We start from the raw sequence: 14,853 nt of genomic DNA, 5'->3' as shown, positions 1-14,853 counted from the left end.
ACCTACAGCTGGGCCACCGGGGTGGACGGTTCGATGTCGACCCCCAGCGCGCGGAGGTTGCTGTCGAGCACTCCCCAGATCGACGTCTGCAGGAACCGGGCGAGGCTCTCGCTGGGCACCGGGTGCTCGGGCTGGCTCAGCCACCGGTTGACAGTCGCGTCCACCAGCCCGACGAGCGCGAACGCCATCGGCTCCGCGAGCTCCGACGTGACGCCGCGGCGGTCGAGGATGCCGGCGAGCAGGGCGCCCAGTTGGACCCCGATCGCGGTCTTGGTGCCGGTGACGGCGCGCGAGCCCACCGACGTCCGGCTCGGCGCACCCTTGCCGAGGAAGGCGTGCAGACGGGGGTGCTCGACGATCCACCGCAGGTAGGTGTCCACGGCCAGCTCGATCGCCTCCCGCACCGTGCCGTGCGGGGTCAGGACCGGCCCGAGGTCGGACATCAGCACCTCGATGATCCGCAGGCGGATCTGTTCGTCGAGGTCACCGCGGTCGGCGAAGACCCGGTAGACCACCGATCGCGGCACCTCGGCGCGTTCGGCGATCTGCTGCACCCCGATGTCCGTGCCGCCGTCCTCCACCGCCGCGAGCGCGGCCTCGAGGATCCGGTCGCGCCGCCGCATCTTGTGGTCGTCCCACCGAGTCGCGCGCCCGTCCGTCATTCGGCGAACAGTACCCGCCCGGGCATTGACTGGACACGGTGTCTCACTTATTTTTGGCGGGACAGCGTGTCACAGACAACTGGAGCCGAATCGGGAGTTGGTATGGGCAGCAGGGTGTTCGTCGTCGGGGTCGGGATGACGAAGTTCGAGAAGCCGGGAGCCCGGGACTGGGACTACCCGGAGATGGCCCGGGAAGCGGGAACCAAGGCGCTCGAGGATGCCGGGATCGACTACCGGCAGGTGGAGCAGGCCTACGTCGGCTACGTGTACGGGGAGTCGACGTCCGGCCAGCGCGTGGTCTACGAGCTGGGGCTGACGGGCATCCCGATCGTCAACGTCAACAACAACTGTTCGACCGGGTCGACCGCGCTGTACCTCGCGACGCAGGCGGTTCGCAGCGGGCAGGCGGACTGCGCACTCGCGCTGGGCTTCGAGAAGATGCAGACCGGCTCGCTCGGCACCACGTACGACGACCGCGAACAACCGATGATGCGGCACCTGTTGGCGCTCGCGGAACTCCAGGAGTTCGCGATGCCGCCCGCGCCGTACATGTTCGGCGCCGCCGGCAAGGAGCACATGGAGCGGTACGGCACCACCGCCGAGCAGTTCGCGAAGATCGGCGTCAAGAACCACCGGCACTCCGTCGCCAATCCGTATGCCCAGTTCCAGGACGAGTACACGCTCGACGACATCCTCGCGGCCAAGCCGATCTACGGACCGCTCACCAAGCTGCAGTGCTCGCCGACGTCCGACGGCTCCGGCGCGGTCGTCGTCGTGAGCGAGGCCTTCGTCGACCGCCACGATCTCGCCGACCGGGCCGTCGAGATCGTCGGCCAGTCGATGGTGACGGACCTGCCGAGTACGTTCGAGGACCGCAGCGCCATCAGCCTCGTGGGCGCCGACATGACCCGCACCGCCGCGCGCCGCGTGTACGAGCAGGCAGGCATCTCCCCGGAGGACGTCGACGTCATCGAGTTGCACGACTGCTTCTCCACCAACGAACTCATCACGTACGAGGCCCTCGGGCTGTGCGCCGAGGGCGAGGGCGGCAAGCTCGTCGACGCGGGCGACACCACGTACGGCGGACGCTGGGTCGTCAATCCCTCCGGCGGTCTCATCTCCAAGGGGCACCCACTCGGGGCCACGGGGCTGGCCCAGTGCAGCGAGCTGACGTGGCAACTGCGCGGCACCGCCGACGCACGTCAGGTCGACGATGCCCGTATCGCCCTGCAACACAACATCGGGCTCGGTGGCGCGGTCGTCGTCACCGCCTACCGCCCGGCACAGCGCTGAATTCGAACACACGTCGACAAGGAGTTTCGTCATGGCTTCCGTTTCCGTCTCCGCTTCCCTGCCCACCACCCCCGACAAGGCGTGGGATGCGCTCTCCGACCTGAGCCGCTGGGAGGAGTGGCTCACCATCCACCAGGGTTGGAAGAGCGAGCTGCCCACCGAGGTCCGCCTGGGCGCCACGTTCACCGAGGTGGTCTCGGTGATGGGGATGGCCAACAAGATCGAGTGGACCGTCACCGAGGTGGAGGTCCCGAAGATGGTCAAGATCTCGGGTACCGGAATGGCGGGTGTCAAGGTCGAGTTCACCCTCCGCGTGGCACCCGACGGTTCCGGCAGCACCGCGAGCGTCGACGCCTCGTTCACCGGCACCATGATCGTCGGACCGATCGGCAAGGCCGTCGCCAAGAACGCCGCGGTCGACCTCGAGGCATCGCTCGCGAAGTTCGCCGAGCTGGTCGGCTGAGGAATGACCACCCCCACAGTCGAGTTCGACACTTCCGGACTCGGGGTCTGGACCGAGGAACAGCGGTTCGACGTCACCGCCGAGCGCATCGCCGAGTACGCGGCCGCGACCAACGATCCCATCGCGCGCCATCTAGCCGGTGAGGTGGCCCCGCCCGTGTTCGCGGTGGTGCCGGCGTTCACGTCCATGGCGCCGGCGGCGCTGGCCGTGGCGCCGGTGGAACTGCTGATGAAGCTCGTGCACGGCGAGCAGGACTTCCACTTCCACCGCCCGATCCGCCCCGGTGACGCGCTCGTGACCCGGGCCAAGCCGATCGGATTCGAAGGACGCGAGAACGGGTCGACGGTCGTCGTCTACGTCGAGACCCGCACGGACGACGGCGAACTGGTCAACGAGCAGTGGATGACCGCGTTCTTCCGGAAGGTCGACGCCGGCCCGGGGGAAGGGGAACGCTCGCCCGGGCACCGATTCGACGAGCGGCTGCGTGAGACGGAGCCGGCGGCCCGCGTGCGCCAGCACATCGACAAGGATCAGACGTTCCGGTATTCGCCGGCGTCGGGAGATCCCATGCCGATCCATCTCGACGACGAGATCGCACGCATGTCCGGGTTGCCGGGCATCATCAACCACGGCCTGTGCACGATGGCGTTCACGTCGTGGGCAGTGCTCACCGAACTGGCGGACGGCGACGTCGAGCGCCTGCGCCGCCTCGCCGTCCGCTTCGCCAAACCTGTTCTGCCGGAACAGGACATCGAGACCCGATTCTGGAAGTCGGGGTCGGGTTCCGGTGACACCACCTATGCGTACGAGACCACCGTGGGCGACGAGCTGGTCATCAAGGACGGTCTCGCCGTCGTTGCCGACCGGCGGCCGTGACCCCCACCGAGTGCTGGACTGAGGAGAGAAACACCATGGGAACTCTGGACGGACGCGTCGCGATCGTCACCGGCGCGGGACGCGGTATCGGCCGCGAACACGCCCTGCTGTTCGCCCGCGAGGGCGCTGCCGTGGTCGTCAACGATCTCGGTGGCGCCAACGACGGCACCGGATCCGACGTCGGCCCGGCGCAACAGGTGGTCGACGAGATCGTGGCGGCCGGCGGCAAGGCCGTCGCCAACACCGACAGCGTCGCGGACTGGCCGGGGGCCGAGGCGCTGGTGCAGCAGGCGGTGCAGGAGTTCGGCCGGCTCGACGTCGTCGTCAACAACGCGGGCATCCTGCGGGACGCGTTCATCGCCGGCATGGAGGAGAGCCAGTGGGACGCGGTCATCGCCGTCCACCTCAAGGGACACGCGGCGGTGCTGCACCACGCGGCGGCCTACTGGAAGGCGCAGACCAAGGCCGGTGAACCGGTGCAGGCGTCGGTGATCAACACCGCGTCCGCGTCGGGCACGTTCATGCCGAACGCAGGCCAGAGCAACTACGGCGCGGCGAAGGCCGGAATCGCCGCGATGACGCTCGTGGCCGCCGACGAGTTGGAACGGTACGGGGTCCGGGTCAACGCGATCGCCCCCATCGCCCGAACTCGGCTGACACTCGCGACACCCGGCATGGGGGCGTTGTTCGCGGCCGAGGTCCCCGAGGGCGAGTTCGACGCGTTCGCGCCGTCGAACATCTCACCACTCGTCGCGCGGCTCGCGGCGGCCGACTGCAAGCTCACCGGCAAGGTGTACGCGGTGCAGGGCGGTGCGATCACCGAACTCGTCAACTGGCAGGGCGGGACCACCATCGAGAGCGACGGGCCCTGGGCGGTCGACGATCTCGCCGAGCGGTTGGGCTGAGGGGAGCCGGTCATGGCGCGCAACACGTACGAGCTGGGGCTGGGACTGAGCGAGGAACACGTGGCGCTGGCCGATTCGGTCCGCGCGTTCGCGGAGCGGACGGTCACACGGGAGCGGACCCGTGCCGGGCTCGAGTCCGATGCGACCGCCGAGGCGGCGCAGCTGTGGTCGGCGGTGGCCGAGCAGGGGCTGCTGGGACTGGCCGTGCCGGAGGAGCAGGGTGGGCACGGCGCCGGTCTGCTGGGTCTGGCCGTGGCGCTCGAGGCGCTGGGGCGGTCCGTGGTCCCCGGGCCGTTCACGCCGACCGCGGCTGCGGTGGCCGTGCTGGCCGCGACCGACTCGAAGGCCGGTATCGAGCTGCTGCCCGAGCTGATCGACGGCTCCCGCACGGCCGCAATCACGCTCGGTCCGCCGCTGCACGCCGAGCGGACGGGCAGCGGGTACCGGCTCGCGGGTGCGGTGGACGCCGTCGCCGGCGGCGGCGCCGCGGATGTGCTGGTGCTGCCGGCGACGCTCGGTGACACCGTCCGGTGGGTAGTGGTCGATCGCGCCGACGTCACCGTCACCGTGCAGGACGCGATCGACCCACTGCGGGGTGCGGCGCGGGTGGAGGCCGCGGAGACGGTGGTCGACGCGGACCGCGTTCTCGACGGCCTGGACGAACGCCGGGTACGTTCGATCGTCACGGTGATCTTCGGTGCCGAAGCAGTCGGTGTCATGTCGTGGTGTGTGTCCACCGCCGCCGAGTACGCGAAGACCCGGGTGCAGTTCGGTCGCCCCATCGGGCAGTTCCAGGCCGTCAAGCACAAGTGCGCGCACATGGGCATCGAGCTCGAAAAGGCCCGCGCGGTGGTGTGGGATGCGGCCTCGGCACTCGACGAAGAACACGAGACAGCCGATTTCGCGGCCGAGGTGGCGGCGGTCCTGGTTCCGGATGCGGCCGTCCGGGTGGCGCAGGACTGCATTCAGGTCCACGGCGGAATCGGTTTCACGTGGGAGCACGACGCGCACCTGTACTACCGCCGTGCGCTCGCCGTCCGAGGAGTGCTCGGCACCCGCGAGGAGCGGGTCGATCGCGTCGCGGGGCACGCGCTCGCCGGGGTGGTCCGCCGGTCCGAGCTCGAGCTGCCCGCCGAGGCGGCGGAGATCCGCGCGATCGTGCGCGCGGACCTCGCTCCCGTCGCGGCGATCGCGGACGAGGACGAGCAGCTGATCGCGCTCGGTGACGGCGGCTGGGTACAGCCGCACCTGCCGAAGCCGTACGGCCGCGGGGCCGGTCCGCTCGAGCAGATCGTGATCGCACAGGAGATCAAGGCCGCGGGGATCGCGATGCCGCAGCTGCTCATGGGCGGCTGGGCGGTGCAGGCCGTCGTCGCGCACGGAACCGACCGGCAGAAGCAGGAACTCGCGGTCCCCACCCTGCGTGGTGATCTGGTGTGGTGCCAGCTGTTCTCCGAACCGGGCGCCGGCTCCGATCTCGCAGCACTGACCACCCGGGCCGAGAAGGTCGACGGGGGATGGCGGATCAGCGGCCAGAAGATCTGGACCACGGTGGCGCAGTTCGCGGACTGGGCGATGCTCATCGCGCGTACCGACCCGTCGGCGCCCAAGCACGAGGGCATCACCTACTTCGTGCTGGACATGGCGACGCCGGGGATCACCGTCCGGCCGTTGCGGGAGATGACCGGGTCGGCCCTGTTCAACGAGGTGTTCCTCGACGGTGTGTTCGTTCCCGACGAGAACGTCGTGGGGGCGGTGAACGACGGTTGGCACGTCGCCCGCACCACGCTGGCCGGGGAGCGGGTGGCGCTCAGTCAGAAGCTCGAGGCGTACGCGAGCGACGACGACCTGTTCGCGTTCGTGCGCGGTCGCGAACTCGGCCCGGTGAGCCGCTACCGGTTCGGCGAGCTGGTGGTCGAGAGCCAGGCCATCGATCTGATCGGTGCACGCCTGGTCCTGAAGCAGCTCTCCGGCGCCGATGTCAGCACCACGGCCTCCGTCGGGAAGCTGCTGGGCATGGGTCTGGGACAGTCGATCTCGGAGTTCGTGGTGGCCGAGCTGGGTCCCGCCGGCGTCGTGGCGGTGCCGGGTCAACCGAGCGACAAGGCCATGGAGCAGCTCATCGCCGGGCGCGCGACCACCATCTACGGTGGCACCACCGAGGTGCAGCTCAACGTGATCGCCGAGCGGATGCTGGGGCTGCCCCGGGACTGAGCACGGGCCGGACCTGCAGGGAGACGACCGCGCGGGTTCAGTCGGGGGTGTCGGGCTCGGGGGCCGGGTGTTGCTGTGCCTGCCGGAGTTCGGCATTGATGCGCAGCGCGTCGCGGAGCTGGTCCTCGAGGATGATGATCCGGCAGGCAGCATCCACCGGGGTGCCCTGGTCGATCAGTTCGCGGGCGCGGGCGGCGATGCGCAGCTGATAGCGGGAGTAGCGGCGGTGACCGCCCTCGGAGCGCAACGGGGTGACCAGTTTCGCGCTGTCGAGGCTGCGGAGGAAGGCCTGTGTGACACCGAGCAGTTCGGCAGCCCGGCCCATGCTGTACGCCGGGTAGTCCTCGTCGTCGAATCTGTCTCCTGGCCCGCTCGGGCTCGGTGTGTCCGGAATGCGCGTAATCCTCTCGGCACGGGACGACGCCCCGGCGCCTGAATCGGCGCCGGGGCGTGAGGGGTTTATCTGGACAGGCCGGCCGCCAGAGGCCGGCTCACTTATCTGTTCCCGCGGGGCGGGGATACGCGATCGAGTAACGGCTAACCGTGCACCACCTCCTGGTCGGGGATCTTCCTGTGTTCCGCGCCGGTCGGCTCGCTACCGGCCCGGACGCGACGCCGGGCGGCGTCGCAGGTCCTGCCACTTCCATTTCCCTGCGCTACCGAGCGGGTCCAGCTGCCCGGTAGGGGCGGGACGCATCGAGCCTTCCTGAACACATCAACACTCATCTCGACGCGTCCCGCCGTACTCTCCAGATTCCTCCATGCAGGTCTTCCCTGAACCTGCCTCTTCGGCCCTCTGTTTCGTCTACGACGAAAAGATTACAACGGCCGACAGGGAATGTCTACAGCGGCCGCGATAGATTTTCTTGTGACGGTCGTCACTCTTCGGCCGGCCGGCCCCGCCTCCTGCGCAAGGGGGCGGGGCCGGCGGTGCGGTACGAAACGCTGTGGGCGAGGAGGATTCAGCTGTGTGCGTTGCGCAGTTCGAACTTGAGCACCTTGCCGGTCGGGGTGCGCGGCAGTTCGAGCGGGAAAACGATCTCGTCGGGCACCTTGTAGCCGGCCAGGAGCGAGCGGGTGTGGGCGGTGACCTCCTCGGCAGTGACCGAGTGCCCCGGCTTGACGATGACGAACGCCTTGGGGCGCTCACCCCACTTCTCGTGCGGCACACCGACGACCGCGACGTCGAGCACCGCCGGATGCGACATGATCGCCTGTTCCACCTCGACGGTCGAGATGTTCTCGCCACCGGAGATGACGATGTCCTTGGCCCGGTCCTTGAGCTGGATGTAGCCGTCGGCGTGCATCACGCCCAGGTCGCCGGTGTGGAACCAACCGCCGGCGAACGCCTCCGCCGTGGCCTGCGGATCGCGGTAGTACCCGAGCATGACGTTGTTGCCGCGCAGCACGATCTCGCCCATCGTCTGCCCGTCCGCCGGCACGTCCTCCAGGTTCTCGTCGACGACGCGCGCGTTCTCCGCCTGCACCATGCCGACGCCCTGCCGGGAGATCAGCGCGGCCCGCTCCTCGGCGGTGCGGGCGTTCCACGACTCCTGGTACTCGCAGATCGTGTACGGCCCGTACACCTCCGTGAGCCCGTAGACGTGCACGACGGTGATGCCGAGCGCCTCGAGCTGGCCGATGACGGTCGGCGACGGGGGAGCACCCGCCGTCGTGATGCGCAGGGCGTCGACGGGATGCGCCCGCTCGGCGCCGGCGATGGTGGTGCACACCGCGGGCGCGCCGCACAGGTTCGTGATGCCGAGGTCGTCGATCGCGTCCCAGACCGCGTCGGCACGCACCGCCCGCAGGCACACGTGCGTGCCCGCCGCCGCCGTGACCGCCCACGGCGTACACCAGCCGTTGCAATGGAACATCGGCAGCGTCCACAGATACCTGGTGGAGCCGTCGAACCCGTTGTGGAACGTCTCGCCCAGCGAGTTGAGATACGCGCCGCGGTGGGAGTACATGACGCCCTTGGGCTTGCCGGTGGTGCCGGAGGTGTAGTTGATCGCGATCACCTGCTGCTCGTCGTCGACACCCCAGTGCAGGGGCGCGTCGGCCACGCCGTCGCGACTGTGCAGGAATTCGTCGTACCGTGCCGTCACCACACCGGCGGGAACGTCGGGGTACGGGATCGTCGAGTCCGGTATCTCGACGATCTCGGTGACGCTGCCGACGTGCTGCCGCACGGTGCGCACCGAGCCCACCAGCTCGGAGTCCACGAACAGGATCTTCACGCCCGCGTGGTCGAGAATGTACTCGAGCTCCGGGCCGGCCAGGCGCGAGTTCAGCGCTACCAGCACGCCACCGGCCAGCGGCACCGCAAAATGTGCCATCAGCATCTCGGGAGTGTTGGGGCACAGGTACGCGATCCGGTCCCCGGGTTCGATGTGGGCGCGCAGCACCCGGGCCAGGCGTGCCACCTCGTCGGCGAACTCGCGGTACGTGTAGCGGCGGTCCCCGTGGACGATCGCAGTCTTGTCGGGGAAGACCGACGCCGAGCGGTCCAGGAAGCGCAGCGGACTGAGCGGGGTGTGGTTCGCCGAGGCGGACAGTGGGGACACGAGTACCTCCGGGGTGAGTGCACGTGACGGGCGTTACAGTCCGTCGCCGCCGACGCTATGGGCCACGGCCCGGCCCCCGCTACCCTCTGAAGTGGGTATCCCGAGACGGGCGCCCGAGCCCGTCAGACACACCGATCCACCGAACGAACAGATGACCGAGACCCTGAGACCGAGCGACGAGGACGCCATCCGCGCCGAGCTGCGTCATCTGCGGACGAGCACCTCGCTGCCGGTGCTGTTCGGCGGTATGGCCGACGGGCCCAGCATGCGGTTGTCCGGTTTCGTGGGGACCCGCGGGACGCTGCTGTGCGACCTCGTCATCGACTCCGCGTGCGGGCTGGGCGGCCGGGTGATGGCAGAGCAACGTCCCGGCGCGGTGCAGGACTACGCGCACTCGCGGCACATCACGCACGACTACGACCACGAGGTGGCGAGCGAGGGCATCGAGTCCCTGTTGGCCGCCCCGGTCGTCGTGCGTGGGAAGACCCGAGCCGCGGTGTACGGCGGGCTGCGGGCCAACCTGCCGATCGGGGACGTCGTCGCCGAGACGGTGATGCGATCCGTGCGCAGACTCGCGCACGAGATCGAGGTGCGTGACGAAGTGGACCGCCGCATCGTGATGATCGACAACGCCCGCGCCGAACCGGCGACCGGCCGGGACCCGCGGGTGTCGGAAGGGATCGTCGAGAGCTACCTGGCGCTGCGCTCGATCGTCGACCGACTCGACGACGCGGATCTCAGCGCCGAGGTCGCGGCAGTGGAGCAGAAGCTGCGGGGATTGACGACCGGGGCCTCGGCGCAGGCGAAGGTCTCCCTGTCGGCTCGCGAATTCGAGGTGCTCGTGCACGTGTCCCTCGGCTGCCGCAACGCCGAGATCGCCGAACGTCTGGGGCTGCGGGTCGACACGATCAAGAGCTACATGCGCAACATCATGGGCAAGCTCGAGGTCGGCAGCCGGCACGAGGCGGTCGTCGAGGCGCGCCGTCAGGGCCTCATGCCCTGACGGGCCGCCGTCAGTAGTCGGCGGCGTCCCGCAGAATGCTGACGAATTCCTCGACGGCGGTGGAAGATTCACCGGTCGTCCGCTTGAACAGTCCGACGGGCTCCGCGGTACCCGGTGTCGGCTGCGGCAACCGGACGAGCGTGCCGTCGTCGAGATCCGTCTGCGGTACCCGCTCGGGGGTGAACCACACCGCGTCGCCGCGGCGGGTGAGGGTGCGGGCCAACGTGACGTCCAGCGTCTCGACGCAGCCGGGTGGGAGGCGGAGGCCGTGGCGTCGGAACAGCGTCTCGGTGTGGTGCCGGGGGACCGTTCCCGCGGTGGCGACGACGAGCGGGTAGTCGAGTACGGCCGGCACGGGCGCCGGGGCGCCGGCCGCGGCCAGCGGGTGGCCCGGCCGCACGATGAGCGCGAGCGATTCGGTGTAGAGCAGTTCGAACGCCAACTCCTGGAGCGTGTCGGGTTCGGCCATCCGTCCGAGCGCGAGGTCCAGTTCGCCGGCGCGCACCGCGGCGACCAGCACGTCGTTGGAACCGGTGACGACCCGGACGTCGACGCCGGGGTGGGCCACCCGCAGTCGGGTGATCGCCTCGGGCAGCAACACGCTCGCCACCGTCGGCAACGCGCCCACCCGAACCGGGGCGCTGGGCGTATCCGCGCCTGCCAGAGCCGACGCCGCCGAGCCCATCGCGTCGGTGACCGCGACCGCGTGCCGCAGGAAGTGCTCCCCGGCCGGGGTGAGGTGCGCGCCCCGTCGGCCACGGTTGACGAGTCGTATCCCGGCCAGAGCCTCGAGTTCGTTGAGTGTCTTCGTCACGGCCGGTTGGGTCAGATGCAGCCGCTCGGCCGCCCGGCCGAGATTGCGTTCCTGCGCCACTGCGACGAAGCACGACAGGTGCCGCAGCCGCAGCCGTTGCAGGAGGCGCGCCGCGCCCGCACCGTCGGCGGCGGGTGGGAAAACAAAACCATCCGGCATTTCCTCAGGTTATGGAAACCTGGTCAAAGGGTCAATTTACATGACCAATCCGAAGAAATAGCCTGATCGGAGATCCGCTCGACAGGAGAAACCATGACCATCGGCGAATTCGTCGAACGCGATGCCACGGCGCATCCCCCGGCGCTCACCCCGGCCTACAAGACCAGCGTGCTGCGCTCGCCGCGCAACGCTCTCATCTCGCCGCGGAACACTCTCTCCGAGATCACCGGGCCCGTGTTCGGCGCCGACGAGCTGGGGGAGAAGGACAACGATCTCATCCTCAACTTCGCCAAGGACGGACTCCCGATCGGCGAACGCCTCGTCGTCCACGGCTACGTGCGCGACGAGTTCGGCAATCCGGTCTCCGGTGCGCTGGTGGAGGTGTGGCAGGCCAACGCGGGTGGACGCTACCGGCACAAGAAGGATCAGTACCTCGCGCCGATCGACCCCAACTTCGGCGGCTGCGGCCGCATGCTCACCGACAGCAACGGCTACTACGTCTTCCGCACCATCAAGCCGGGCCCGTACCCGTGGGCCAACGACACCAACGCGTGGCGGCCCGCGCACATCCACATGTCGCTCAGTGCCGACGGATGGGCGCAGCGGCTGATCACGCAGCTGTACTTCGAGGGCGACCCGCTGATCGAGCGGTGCCCGATCGCACGGACCATCCCCACCGTCGACCAGGTGCGCAGCCTGATCGCCCAGGAGGACCCGGCCAACAACATGCCGTTCGACGCCCGTACCTATCGGTTCGACGTCACGCTGCGCGGGCGCCGCGCCACCTTCTTCGAGAACGCTCTGCCCGGAGGCGCGCGATGACTACGACCGGCCGACAGTCCACCCGTTTCACGCCGCACCCGATGGTGACGCGGTTCCCCGAGACCCCGTCGCAGACCGGCGGCCCCTACGTCCACATCGGACTCGCGCCGCACCAGGCCGGTTTCGACGTGTTCGAGAACAACTTCGGCAACGATCTCGTCTCCGGCGACACCGTCGGCGAGCGCATCACGATCGAGGGGCGGGTGTTCGACGGCAGCGGCACGCTCGTGCGCGATGCGCTGCTCGAGATCTGGCAGGCCAACGCCGCCGGCAAGTACGCGCACCGGCTCGATCCCCAGGACAAGGCCGTCGACCCTGCCTTCCGCGGCTGGGGGCGCACCGGCGCCGACTTCGACTCCGGTGTCTTCGAGTTCCACACCGTCAAACCGGGACCGGTCGCGGCGGACGGTGGGCGGGTCCAGGCCCCGCACATCTGTGTCGCGATCTTCGCGCGGGGTATCAACGTAGGACTGCACACCCGCATCTACTTCGACGACGAAGCCTACCGCAACGCGGCCGATCCGATCCTGTCGGCCATCGAATGGGAAACCCGTCGCCGGACGCTCATCGCGAAGCGATCCGAGCGCGACGGAAAGGTGGTCTACACCTTCGACATCCGCCTCCAGGACACCCCGGACGGCGGCGCGGAGACGGTGTTCTTCGACATCTGACGCGAAGCTCCATCCCGCCGGGCGCAGGCGGGCTCTGGGCGCAATCCGGTGTAGCCGGCACCCGTACTGCGGGTGTCGGCTACACCGGTATTCGGCTGTTTTCCGGATGTCGCGTGGTTCAAGCAGCGTGTGGTCCGGCGCGGTTGTTCGCGGGCATGGGTTTCTTGTACGGGTCCACCAGTGACGGTGGGGTGAATGAGGGGTGGTGGTCGGCGCCGATCTGTACTTCCCAGTGGCTGTGGTGCAGGAGGCGGTGGTGGTAGCGGCAGAGTAGGACGAGGTTGTCGAGGTCGGTGGGTCCGCCGTCGGCCCAGTGGTGGATGTGGTGGCCTTCGCAGTGGGCGGGCGGTGCGCCGCAGCCGGGGAAGGCGCAGCCGTGGTCGCGGGCGATCAGCGCCCGGCGCTGCTTCTTGGAGACGGTTCGGGTGGTGCGGCCCAGGTTCAGCGGTACACCGTCGTCCATCACCACCGGGGTGAGGTGGCAGTCGCAGGCAAGGCGGCGGGCGGTGGCGATGGTCAGCGGCCCGAGGTGCGGCAGGGGGGAAACATCCTTACCGTGAAATTCGCTGCTGCCGAACAGGTTCTGTGTGTCGGCGTCCCTGTCTCGGCTTAACCACGCATCGTGGTCGTGGTCGTGGTCGTGGTTGTGGTCGTGGTCGTGGTCGGTGCGGGCGAGGTCACGGGCGTGCACGTGCAGCGACAGGTGCGGGCGCTCGCCGCCCTCGATGGGGGCGTCGCCGGAGTCGAGGTAGCGGCGCAGGATTTCGGCGAACGCCTCCGCCCGCCGCTGCCCCGGGGTGCGGGTCGCGGCGGGGTCGTCGTTCGGGTTCCGCGGCTTGGTCAGCGCGGACAGCGCCGTCAGCAGCATCTCCCCGGTGACTGCGTCGAGATCGCCTTTGACCGCGACGCGCCCGTTCAGGGTTTTCGAGGCGTGGAATTCGTTGCGGTCGCTGTCCTCACTGGGCGGGAGTTCGTCGGATTCGAAGATCCGCTCGAGCCGCGAGATGCAGGTGCGCACACTCATCGTGGTCGCCGCGGGGTTCGCCGCGCAGTCCAGTAGCAGGCGCCGGCAGTCGGGCAGTGCTTCGGTCGGCATGCCGTGGGGTGGTTGCCCGCAGAACTTGGTGATCAGAGCAGCATGCTCGCCGGAGATGGCCCCTGCGTTGAAGGCGTCAGCCACATCCGGTTCACGTCGCAATGCTCTGCCCAGCGCCAGGATTCGCGCCGCGGCCGGCACCTCCAGCAGCGTGTTGGCCGCCAGCCACTGCTTCACGCTACGAAACCCCAGCGTGTCGAACGAGACCGCGCGCTCGTCGATTTCGGCCACCGCGGCCACCCGCACGGCTTCGAGCCGATCGATCAGACGCGAGAGATCAACCGTCGTACGCACCAGGTCCAACTCGGCCAGCCCGCGCACGTCATCGTGACTGAGCGCCACGAGTGCGGCTGCTGTGGTGTCGAGTCCCCCCGGATTCATGACACCACTTTAGTTCGAACTGGTGTTCGAGTCAAGGGTTGGTTGCGTCGTGCGACGCCCTTCTCGTGCAGGGTGATTCGGGCACGGCGTTACGTGTCCGCGGCAGCGCGGCTTCTCGGTATTCCTTGACGCGGGGGAGTTCGCTGCAACGCGGCCGCGATCGATCCGACGACTGCCAGGGGAACGGCGAAGAGGAGGGATCCCAGAAGGAGGACCAGTTCGCCAGCCCGGCGATCGAGAGCCCTACAAGTGCGGCGACGGCCGACCAGGAAGTCCATCGTCGCATTGCCGACGCCGCCACCGCGGGCGGAGTCGCGAGCAGCAATCCCAGGCCGACCAGCGGCCGGATCCCCAGCACGTGGACGATGCGGTCATCGCAGCGGAACGAGGATTGGGACTCACCGATCTTCGCGCACGACAACGACACTTCAGCCACGGTCCACGTGATCCCGGCCCACGCGGTGAATGTCATCGCAGCCACGACTGACGCCCACCACAGCGCTCTCGACACGTCGGAAGCCTAGCTCGCCGGATGCTCGGTCATCGGGATGTCGACGACGGTCGGCGCTCGGTGCGAATCCGGCCTCCCTCGGGGCAGCCGCTCACGCGCCCTCCCCTTCGGCCGGCACGTGGCGTGACGGCTGTGATCCGGCCGACATGTCCGCAGCCGTACCGGGCGCGCGGTTGTCGCCCGTGACGGTCGCAGAGTAGGGTGTCGTAGTTCGTGTCGAACCTTTTGCCTGCGCGCAGTCGCGGGATTCGAGGAAGAGGAGGTGGGGCTAGCGATGAGTAGCCAACCTCCGAGTACCAGCTGAAACAGGACATTCCACGCCACCGCACATGCGAGGGTGGCGTTCGACTGGTGTCCGCGGGCTGCACTGCGGCCGGAGCGCGGACCTTCCCGAAAGCCGTAGTCGTTATGCGTGA

At 68.9% G+C, this 14,853-nt stretch carries 14 protein-coding genes; 8 read left to right on the top strand and 6 right to left on the bottom strand.

Going from position 1 to position 14,853, the window contains the following annotated elements; translation table 11 throughout:
• Window positions 1-2: 2 nt before the first annotated feature.
• Complete coding sequence (locus tag E7742_RS16900; protein ID WP_137799993.1) at window positions 3-662, bottom strand: TetR/AcrR family transcriptional regulator; 660 nt, start codon at window positions 660-662, stop codon at window positions 3-5.
• 102 nt (window positions 663-764) lie between these two features.
• Here E7742_RS16900 and E7742_RS16895 point away from each other — a divergent pair, with 102 nt between their 5' ends.
• The 5 genes from E7742_RS16895 to E7742_RS16875 are packed head-to-tail and all read left to right on the top strand — an operon-like array spanning window position 765 to window position 6,413.
• A complete protein-coding gene (locus E7742_RS16895) occupies window positions 765-1,955 on the top strand; it encodes a lipid-transfer protein (protein ID WP_137799992.1) in 1,191 nt (396 codons plus the stop codon).
• A 31-nt stretch (window positions 1,956-1,986) separates the two neighbouring features.
• On the top strand, window positions 1,987-2,418 hold the full coding sequence (locus E7742_RS16890) for a type II toxin-antitoxin system Rv0910 family toxin (RefSeq protein WP_137799991.1): 432 nt from the start codon (window positions 1,987-1,989) through the stop codon (window positions 2,416-2,418).
• A 3-nt stretch (window positions 2,419-2,421) separates the two neighbouring features.
• Window positions 2,422-3,294: a MaoC/PaaZ C-terminal domain-containing protein gene (locus E7742_RS16885; protein ID WP_137799990.1), complete on the top strand. Its 873-nt coding sequence runs from the start codon at window positions 2,422-2,424 to the stop codon at window positions 3,292-3,294.
• Window positions 3,295-3,329: 35 nt separating this feature from the next.
• Window positions 3,330-4,199, top strand: coding sequence for an SDR family oxidoreductase (locus tag E7742_RS16880; RefSeq protein WP_137799989.1), 870 nt, complete (start codon window positions 3,330-3,332; stop codon window positions 4,197-4,199).
• A 12-nt stretch (window positions 4,200-4,211) separates the two neighbouring features.
• Complete coding sequence (locus tag E7742_RS16875) at window positions 4,212-6,413, top strand: acyl-CoA dehydrogenase (RefSeq protein WP_137799988.1); 2,202 nt, start codon at window positions 4,212-4,214, stop codon at window positions 6,411-6,413.
• Window positions 6,414-6,450: 37 nt separating this feature from the next.
• Here the strand turns inward: E7742_RS16875 and E7742_RS16870 are convergent, their stop codons facing one another.
• Complete coding sequence (locus E7742_RS16870; RefSeq protein ID WP_137799987.1) at window positions 6,451-6,738, bottom strand: helix-turn-helix domain-containing protein; 288 nt, start codon at window positions 6,736-6,738, stop codon at window positions 6,451-6,453.
• Between the two features lie 637 nt (window positions 6,739-7,375).
• Window positions 7,376-8,980: an AMP-binding protein gene (locus E7742_RS16865; RefSeq protein ID WP_137799986.1), complete on the bottom strand. Its 1,605-nt coding sequence runs from the start codon at window positions 8,978-8,980 to the stop codon at window positions 7,376-7,378.
• Between the two features lie 151 nt (window positions 8,981-9,131).
• On the opposite strand from E7742_RS16865, the gene E7742_RS16860 reads away from it, so the two are divergent.
• On the top strand, window positions 9,132-9,983 hold the full coding sequence (locus tag E7742_RS16860) for a helix-turn-helix transcriptional regulator (RefSeq protein ID WP_137799985.1): 852 nt from the start codon (window positions 9,132-9,134) through the stop codon (window positions 9,981-9,983).
• A gap of 10 nt (window positions 9,984-9,993) precedes the next feature.
• On the opposite strand, the gene E7742_RS16855 is transcribed toward E7742_RS16860, so the two are convergent.
• The gene (locus E7742_RS16855; protein WP_137799984.1) at window positions 9,994-10,956 is read right to left on the bottom strand and encodes a LysR substrate-binding domain-containing protein; all 963 of its coding nucleotides are present in this window, start codon (window positions 10,954-10,956) and stop codon (window positions 9,994-9,996) included.
• A 93-nt stretch (window positions 10,957-11,049) separates the two neighbouring features.
• On the opposite strand from E7742_RS16855, the gene pcaH reads away from it, so the two are divergent.
• Window positions 11,050-11,778 carry a protocatechuate 3,4-dioxygenase subunit beta gene (pcaH, locus tag E7742_RS16850; protein ID WP_137799983.1) on the top strand — a complete coding sequence of 243 codons (729 nt, stop codon included), beginning with the start codon at window positions 11,050-11,052 and terminating at the stop codon, window positions 11,776-11,778.
• Window positions 11,775-12,449 (top strand): protocatechuate 3,4-dioxygenase subunit alpha, encoded by a 675-nt coding sequence (gene pcaG / locus E7742_RS16845; protein ID WP_254699044.1) that lies wholly within the window; start codon window positions 11,775-11,777, stop codon window positions 12,447-12,449. The genes pcaH and pcaG overlap by 4 nt, the downstream gene beginning before the upstream one ends.
• 118 nt (window positions 12,450-12,567) lie before the next feature.
• On the opposite strand, the gene E7742_RS16840 is transcribed toward pcaG, so the two are convergent.
• Together E7742_RS16840 and E7742_RS16835 are read right to left on the bottom strand one after the other, a co-directional pair.
• On the bottom strand, window positions 12,568-13,926 hold the full coding sequence (locus E7742_RS16840; protein ID WP_137799982.1) for an HNH endonuclease signature motif containing protein: 1,359 nt from the start codon (window positions 13,924-13,926) through the stop codon (window positions 12,568-12,570).
• 31 nt (window positions 13,927-13,957) lie between these two features.
• Complete coding sequence (locus E7742_RS16835) at window positions 13,958-14,437, bottom strand: hypothetical protein (protein ID WP_254699043.1); 480 nt, start codon at window positions 14,435-14,437, stop codon at window positions 13,958-13,960.
• Window positions 14,438-14,853: the final 416 nt, after the last annotated feature.

The organism is Rhodococcus sp. SGAir0479, assembly GCF_005484805.1.
GTDB lineage: Bacteria > Actinomycetota > Actinomycetes > Mycobacteriales > Mycobacteriaceae > Prescottella.
This window is presented reverse-complemented; position numbering and strand designations above follow the sequence as displayed.

What these genes read in the sequence shown, in the direction of transcription:
- E7742_RS16875 (WP_137799988.1), top strand. Translation starts at nt 4,212, where the DNA reads ATGGCGCGCAACACGTACGAGCTGGGGCTGGGACTGAGCGAGGAACAC.
- E7742_RS16895 (WP_137799992.1), top strand. Translation starts at nt 765, where the DNA reads ATGGGCAGCAGGGTGTTCGTCGTCGGGGTCGGGATGACGAAGTTCGAG.
- E7742_RS16840 (WP_137799982.1), bottom strand. Translation starts at nt 13,926, where the DNA reads ATGAATCCGGGGGGACTCGACACCACAGCAGCCGCACTCGTGGCGCTC.
- E7742_RS16860 (WP_137799985.1), top strand. Translation starts at nt 9,132, where the DNA reads ATGACCGAGACCCTGAGACCGAGCGACGAGGACGCCATCCGCGCCGAG.
- pcaG (WP_254699044.1), top strand. Translation starts at nt 11,775, where the DNA reads ATGACTACGACCGGCCGACAGTCCACCCGTTTCACGCCGCACCCGATG.
- E7742_RS16870 (WP_137799987.1), bottom strand. Translation starts at nt 6,738, where the DNA reads ATGGGCCGGGCTGCCGAACTGCTCGGTGTCACACAGGCCTTCCTCCGC.
- E7742_RS16900 (WP_137799993.1), bottom strand. Translation starts at nt 662, where the DNA reads ATGACGGACGGGCGCGCGACTCGGTGGGACGACCACAAGATGCGGCGG.
- E7742_RS16880 (WP_137799989.1), top strand. Translation starts at nt 3,330, where the DNA reads ATGGGAACTCTGGACGGACGCGTCGCGATCGTCACCGGCGCGGGACGC.
- E7742_RS16890 (WP_137799991.1), top strand. Translation starts at nt 1,987, where the DNA reads ATGGCTTCCGTTTCCGTCTCCGCTTCCCTGCCCACCACCCCCGACAAG.
- pcaH (WP_137799983.1), top strand. Translation starts at nt 11,050, where the DNA reads ATGACCATCGGCGAATTCGTCGAACGCGATGCCACGGCGCATCCCCCG.
- E7742_RS16855 (WP_137799984.1), bottom strand. Translation starts at nt 10,956, where the DNA reads ATGCCGGATGGTTTTGTTTTCCCACCCGCCGCCGACGGTGCGGGCGCG.
- E7742_RS16885 (WP_137799990.1), top strand. Translation starts at nt 2,422, where the DNA reads ATGACCACCCCCACAGTCGAGTTCGACACTTCCGGACTCGGGGTCTGG.